Raw genomic sequence first — 6,157 nt, 5'->3', positions numbered from 1 at the left:
CGGCCGCGGCCGCGGTGACGGCGCGGCGGCCGGAGACCGCCGGTGCCCGCTACCGGACGGCGGTGCGCGCGCTGCTCGGCCCGCACCTGCGGCACTCCGTCGTGGCCGCGCGCCTGTCGGTGCTGCCGGCGGTGCTGACGGCGGGCATCGTGGCCGCGGAGCGGGACCAGCGCGTCTTCGACGACCTGGTCGACCTCGGCCTGGGATCGGGGCGGCTCACCCGCCGCGCGCTGGCCGGGCTCGCCCGCGCGCTCACCGTCCGCTGACGGCTACCTGACGACGGCGCCGATGAAGGTGGTGAGGTTCTGCCGGGCGCGGGCCACCTTCTCCTCGACGGTGATGGTCTCGTCGATCTCGGCGCCGACGATCGACTTCTTGCGGCCGCGGACGTACAGCGAGCAGGCGAGGTCGGCGCAGAGGTACTGGCCCACCGTGTTGCCCTGGCGGCCGGCCTCGCCGGCGCGGCGGGCCGTCATGAGCGACACGCCGCCGCTGGTGTGGGTCGTCAGGCAGAGCGAGCACATGCTGCGGCTGGTGAACCCGCGCGCGGACTTCGGCGCCGCCCGGAGGGTGATGCCGACGAGGCCGTCGTCGCGGTCGGCGACGAGGTAGCCGCGGTCGGGCGCACCGGGGTCGCGCCAGCCCAGGAAGTCGAGGTCGTCCCACGGCTGCTCCTCGAGGTCGCGAGGGACGGCCAGCCGCTGCGCCTCGCCCTTGGAGCAGTTGACGAAGGAGCGGCGGATGTCGCTCTCGGTGATCGGCCTCATGCTCGCGACGCTAACCCCGGCCGAAACGCCCCGGCAAGGCATTTACGGTCCCGCCCCACCCCGCCCCTCGTGGGGCGGCCGGGCGCGGGGCGTCGCGCACCCGGTCTACGTGGTCGAGGGCTGACCCGGGCGGTTCGGGAACGAGCCGTCACCGAAGAGGATGCGGCGGGCGGCGGCTCGGCCGGGTCGCGTGCGCAGGACGGCGAACGCCGCCGCGGCGGCCACCGGCGTCCGGACGCGGGCCAGCCCGTGCCGCAGCGCCAGCCGGCCGCGGAAGTGCGCCCGCAGCGATGCACCGTCGTAGTGGGCCAGGGCGTCGGGACGGCCGGCGCGCAGGGCGTCGTCGAGGACGGCCGCGGCCTGCTCGGACAGCCGCAGGCACGGGTCGAGGCCGCCGGCCGTGAGCGGCGAGACCGCGCCCGCGGCGTCGCCGACCAGCAGGCCGTCGACGCAGCTGATGCGGCGCAGCACGCCGCCGACGGGGATCGGCCCGCCGCGCCGCTCGACCTCACCGTCGCCTCCGGGACGCTCGACGCCCTCGAGGCCGGGCGCCGCCGCGCTGAACCTGCTCAGCGCCTGCCGCATGCCGTGCGGGAAGCGGTCGACATAGCCGGCGACGCCGACGTGGGCGTGCCGGCCGTCGTCCACCACCCACGCGAGGTAGCCGGGTGCGAGGGCGGGGTCGACGACGCAGTGGAAGGTCGGCGGCCGGTCCGACGCGGAGACGGGGAAGACCTCCTCGGCGCCGGTGAGCAGGTGCTCGTTGCGGTCCAGCGCGAGGTCGCGGGCGACCCGCGAGCGCGCGCCGTCGGCCCCGACGACGAACCGCGCCCGCACCCGCAGTGGCCCGTCCGGCCCCACGAGCAGGTACGACGACCGGCCCCGGCCCTCGTAGCGGGTGCCGAGCAGCACCCGCACGCCCGCCGCTGCCGCCGTCCGGGCCGCGTCGGCGTACAGCGCGGCCATGTCGCCGACGCGGTACTCGTCGCGCTCGCTGACCAGGGTCACCGGGCGGCGCCGGCTCGGCGGGTAGAGCACGACGCGGCGGATCGGCGGCCCCAGGCACTGCGGCGGCAGGTCGAAGTCGTCGAGGGTGCGGCGGACGAAGATGCCGGTGGTGCGGATGGCGCCGTCGAGCCGGGGCCGCCGCTCGGCCAGCAGCACGTCGTGGCCGTGCCGGGCCAGCAGCGTCGCCGTGCGCAGGCCGGCCAGCCCGGCGCCCACGACCAGCACGTCGACGTTCACTCGTCACCGTCCGGGACCCATTCGAGCAGGTCACCGGGCTGGCATTGCAACACCCGGCACATCGCCTCGAGCGTGCTGAACCGCACCGCCTTGGCCCGGCCGTTCTTCAGCACGGCGACGTTGGCCGGCGTCAGCCCGACCCGCTCGGCGAACTCGCCGACGCTCATCTTCCGCTTGGCCAGCTCGACGTCGATGCGCACGACGATGGGCATCAGATCACCGCGTCCATGTCGCTGCGCAGGACGGTGGCCTGACGCAGCAGCGCCCGCATGACGACCATCAGCAGGACCAGCACTCCCCCGGCCAGCACCACGCCGAACAGCAGCACCGGCAGGCCGGGCCCTTCGACCAGCAGGCTGACGTAGACGAACGCGCCGAACAGGAGCACCCAGGCGACGGCCATCGTCCACACGATGGTGTTGACCCAGGCGAACGCCGCCTCGCTGAAGATGCGGTCGGCTTTGACCATGCCGAGCAGCTGCCAGGTGCAGACGATGACGACCTGGACGCACAGCAGCTCGATGATCGAGAACACCAGCGCCGGCCACTGCAGGTAGGCGAGATCGGGCTCCTCGTCTGCCAGGTACGCGAGCGTCCCCGGCAGGATCGCCACCTGCGCCACCACCAAGCCGGCGAACAGCAGGACGAGCAGGACACGGAGCAGGCCGACTGCCCGGTGCTTGGATGGCATGCATCGACTTTCGCTGGCTATCGATCGAATGTCAATAGATTCCACTCGACATTCGCGCCCTCCACGCCGCTGCGCCACGAGACGGCAGTGATTGATTCTGACCGAATCCGGCCACAATCATGCATGTTCAGGCTTGACCGCCGGATCCGGGTCCGGCTAGCTTCAGTGCGCATCCGCCGCACCCGGCACGTGCGCGGCGGCGGTCATTCCACCGTCGATCCCGGGAGAGGCCATGCCGACGTCGTTCACCCTGCGAACGAGCCTGGCGGGCGCGGTCGCGGCCCTGCTGCTGGCCGGCTCGGCGCTGCCCTCGGCAAGTGAGACCGGCCCGTCGTCCGGCCCCGACGGCGAGGCCGCGGCCGCCGCGCCCGCCGTCGTCCCCGCCCTTCAGGAGTGGAGCGGCACCGGCGAGACCTTCCGGCTGCCGGTCGGCGCCCGCATCGTCGCCGACACGGCCGACGCGCGGGCGCTGGGCACATCGCTCGAGGCGTTCGCGGCCGACCTCCGCGCCATCACCGGACGAGCGCTGCCCGTCGCCGTCGACGCCGAGCCGTCCGCCGGCGACATCGTCCTCGACATCGACCAGACCGTGGCCGACTCCCCGGTCCGGGCCGGCGGCAAGGCCCGCGACGAGGTCTACGAGCTGGACATCGCCGACGGCGTCACGGTGCGCGGCGAGACCGCGGCCGGGGTCCAGCGCGCCACCCAGACCGTCCTGCAGTTGTTCTCGCTCGACCCCGAGCACGTCGACGTCCCCGCCGGCCACGCGCGCGACTGGCCCCGGGCCGGCGACCGCGGCTTCATGCTCGACGCCGGCCGGCACTACTACCACCCCGACTACATCGAGCAGGTCATCCGCACGATGGCCTGGTACAAGATGAACACGTTGCACCTGCACCTCACCGAGTGGAACGCGTTCCGCCTGGACAGCCCCGCCTTCCCCGGCCTCGCGCACGAGGACTCCTACACCGAGGCCGACATCGCCCGGTTCGAGGACGTCGCGGCGCGGTACGGCGTCGAGATCCTCCCCGAGATCGACCTGCCCGGACACGCGACCGCCATCGCCGACTGGGCGCCGGCGACGAAGTGGAGCTGCCCGTCGGCGGCGAACTGGTTCGAGCGCGACTTCACGCTGAACGTCACCAAGCCCGAGACCGAGGCGGTGGTGCGGTCGATCCTCGACGAGTTCATCCCGTGGTTCCGCGGCCCGCGCTTCCACGTCGGCACCGACGAGTACCCGACCGGTGCCGCTCAGGCCCAGTGCCCGGAGCTGGTCGAGTACGCGGCCGCGAACGGCTACGCCACCACCGCCGACGTCTTCGTCGACTTCATCGACCGGATGAACGAGATGGTCAAGGCGCACGGCAAGCGCACCGTCATCTGGAACTGGTGGGACTACGACCAGCAGCCCACGACGGCGCCGAACAAGGACATCATCGTCGAGCCGTGGACCGGGGACTACCAGCCGTATGTCGACCAGGGCTACGACGTCATCAGCTCCGACAGCAGGCGGTTCTACGTGACGCCCGGCGCGCCGCCCGGCGGCTCGCTGCAGCCCGACAGCGGGTGGATCAACTCCTCGTTCGTCCCCGCCGACGACCCCCAGGTCCAGGGCTACCTCATCTCCCGCTGGTCGGACAACGCCTTCGACGAGCCCGACAGCTACTTCGACTGGTTCGCCCGGCGGCCGCAGCAGGTGCTGGCCGACCGCGCGTGGGGCGGCCCGGCCGCGCCGTCGAACTTCGCGCTGGAGGAGCGCGCCGACGCCCTCGGGCCGCCGCCCGGTGTCATCACCGACATCCCCGCCGGCGCCGTCCCGGTCACCGGCGACGTGTACGCCTCGGGCGAGCCGTGGGACGCCGCGGGCGTTCCCGAGCACGCCTTCGACGGCGACCCGGGCACCTCCGTCGACCTCGCGGCGGCCAGCGGCGGATACGTCGGGCTCGACCTCGGCGCCGGCAACGAGACCCGCCTCAGCGGCATCCGGGTGGTCCCGCGCTCGGGCAGCGGGCCCGCCCGGCTGCTCGGCGGCCGGTTCCAGGGCTGCGCCGACGGGCCCGACGCCGGCTGCGTCGACCTCGCCGTCGTGCGGTGGCGGCCGTTCCGCGACTGGCTCGATCTGCCGGTGGCCGACACCGGCGCCTATCGCTGGTTCCGCTACGTCTCGCCGGACGGCGGGCACACGAACGTCGCCGAGGTCCGGTTCCTGAGCGACCCCGCCGGCACCGTCCGCACCGTCGTCCACCCGCCCGAGACGCTGCGCGCTCTGGGCGACAACGTCGTCACCGTGGAGTTGGAGAACACCGGCCCGGAGGTGGCCGAGGACGTCCGGCTCGAGGTCCGCGCCCGCGGCGGCCTCGACTACCGCACCGTCGCCGTCGAGGTGCCCGCCGTGCCGGATCGGCTGGCCCCCGGCGAGCGGCACGCGGTCGACGTCCGGCTCCCGCTCGGCGTCGACGCCGCCCTCGGCGACTACCGCGTCCAGGCGACCACCAGCTGGCGGGCCGGCCCCGACCCCGCCGACGGCCGCTCGAGCACCGTCCGGACCGCGACCGCGGCACTGGACGACGCCCCGGTCGAGGTCACGGCCGGCGACGGCGTCCCCGTCGTCGACGGCGACCGCACCACCGTCACGCTCACGGCCACCAACAACGCGGCCGGGCCGGTGCGCCTGACGGTGACGCCCCGCCCGCCCGGCGGTGCGGCCGTGCGGCCCGGCTCACTGCCGGTGCGCCTGGAGCCGGGACAGTCTCGACGGCTCGCCTTCGTCGTCGACGTCCCCGATCGGCCGGGTGTGGTCCGCATCCCGTTCGACACCGTCATCACCCACGACCGCGTCGAGTACGGCGGCCCGGCGGCCACGGTGGCGCTGAGCGTGCCGTACCCGGACCTCGCCGCGGCGTTCGACCGGTACGGCATGACCCGCGACGACGACGTGGCGCCGGAGTGGCTCGGCGGCGGCGTCGACGGCGACGGCTCGTCCATCTCCTGGGACGCCCTGGCGGACGCGGGCGTGCATCCGGGCGGCACCGTCAGCCACGGCGGGTTCGAGTTCACCTGGCCCGCCGAGGGCCGGCCGGACCACCTCGCCGCGCAGGGCCAGGCCATCGAGGTCGGCGCCGCCGGCTCCGAGCTGGGCCTGCTCACGACCGGCGCGTACGCACCCGTCACCGGAACCGGCAGCATCCACTACACCGACGGGACCGTGACGGAGTTCGAGCTGGCCGACTCCGACTGGCACGTCGCGCCGCCCGGGTCCGACGTCGCCATCGCCATGCCGTACAACAACTACGCACCGGTCGGCCGGGTGAACCGCCCGACGTACGTCTTCTTCCACTCGGTGCCGCTCGACCCGCGCCGGACCGTCGAGTACGTCGTGCTGCCGGTCTCCGACCAGGGCGGGAAGTTCTTCCACCGGGTCTTCGCGATGGCGCTGCGGTGAACCGGCCGGTGC

The 6,157-nt window shown here is 74.1% G+C and carries 5 protein-coding genes and 1 pseudogene; 2 read left to right on the top strand and 4 right to left on the bottom strand.

Going from position 1 to position 6,157, the window contains the following annotated elements:
* Positions 1-266, top strand: a pseudogene (locus DY240_RS32645) (hyaluronate lyase); the annotation flags it as partial.
* A gap of 3 nt (positions 267-269) precedes the next feature.
* Here DY240_RS32645 and DY240_RS29775 read toward each other — a convergent pair.
* The 4 genes from DY240_RS29775 to DY240_RS29760 all read right to left on the bottom strand — a co-directional run bounded on the left by DY240_RS29775 (position 270) and on the right by DY240_RS29760 (position 2,703).
* On the bottom strand, positions 270-767 hold the full coding sequence (locus tag DY240_RS29775) for an FBP domain-containing protein (RefSeq protein ID WP_119663264.1): 498 nt from the start codon (positions 765-767) through the stop codon (positions 270-272).
* 105 nt (positions 768-872) lie between these two features.
* A complete protein-coding gene (locus tag DY240_RS29770; RefSeq protein WP_119663263.1) occupies positions 873-2,012 on the bottom strand; it encodes an FAD-dependent oxidoreductase in 1,140 nt (379 codons plus the stop codon).
* On the bottom strand, positions 2,009-2,224 hold the full coding sequence (locus tag DY240_RS29765; protein WP_119663262.1) for a helix-turn-helix domain-containing protein: 216 nt from the start codon (positions 2,222-2,224) through the stop codon (positions 2,009-2,011). The genes DY240_RS29770 and DY240_RS29765 overlap by 4 nt, the downstream gene beginning before the upstream one ends.
* Positions 2,224-2,703: a DUF2975 domain-containing protein gene (locus tag DY240_RS29760; RefSeq protein ID WP_119663261.1), complete on the bottom strand. Its 480-nt coding sequence runs from the start codon at positions 2,701-2,703 to the stop codon at positions 2,224-2,226. The genes DY240_RS29765 and DY240_RS29760 overlap by 1 nt, the downstream gene beginning before the upstream one ends.
* 232 nt (positions 2,704-2,935) lie before the next feature.
* Between DY240_RS29760 and DY240_RS29755 the strand changes: the two genes are divergently transcribed.
* Positions 2,936-6,145 (top strand): family 20 glycosylhydrolase, encoded by a 3,210-nt coding sequence (locus tag DY240_RS29755; RefSeq protein WP_119663260.1) that lies wholly within the window; start codon positions 2,936-2,938, stop codon positions 6,143-6,145.
* Positions 6,146-6,157: the final 12 nt, after the last annotated feature.

The organism is Jiangella rhizosphaerae (assembly GCF_003579925.1).
In the GTDB taxonomy this organism is placed as follows: domain Bacteria; phylum Actinomycetota; class Actinomycetes; order Jiangellales; family Jiangellaceae; genus Jiangella; species Jiangella rhizosphaerae.
Note: the sequence above shows the minus strand (reverse complement) of the source record. Positions and strands in the feature narration are given on the sequence as shown.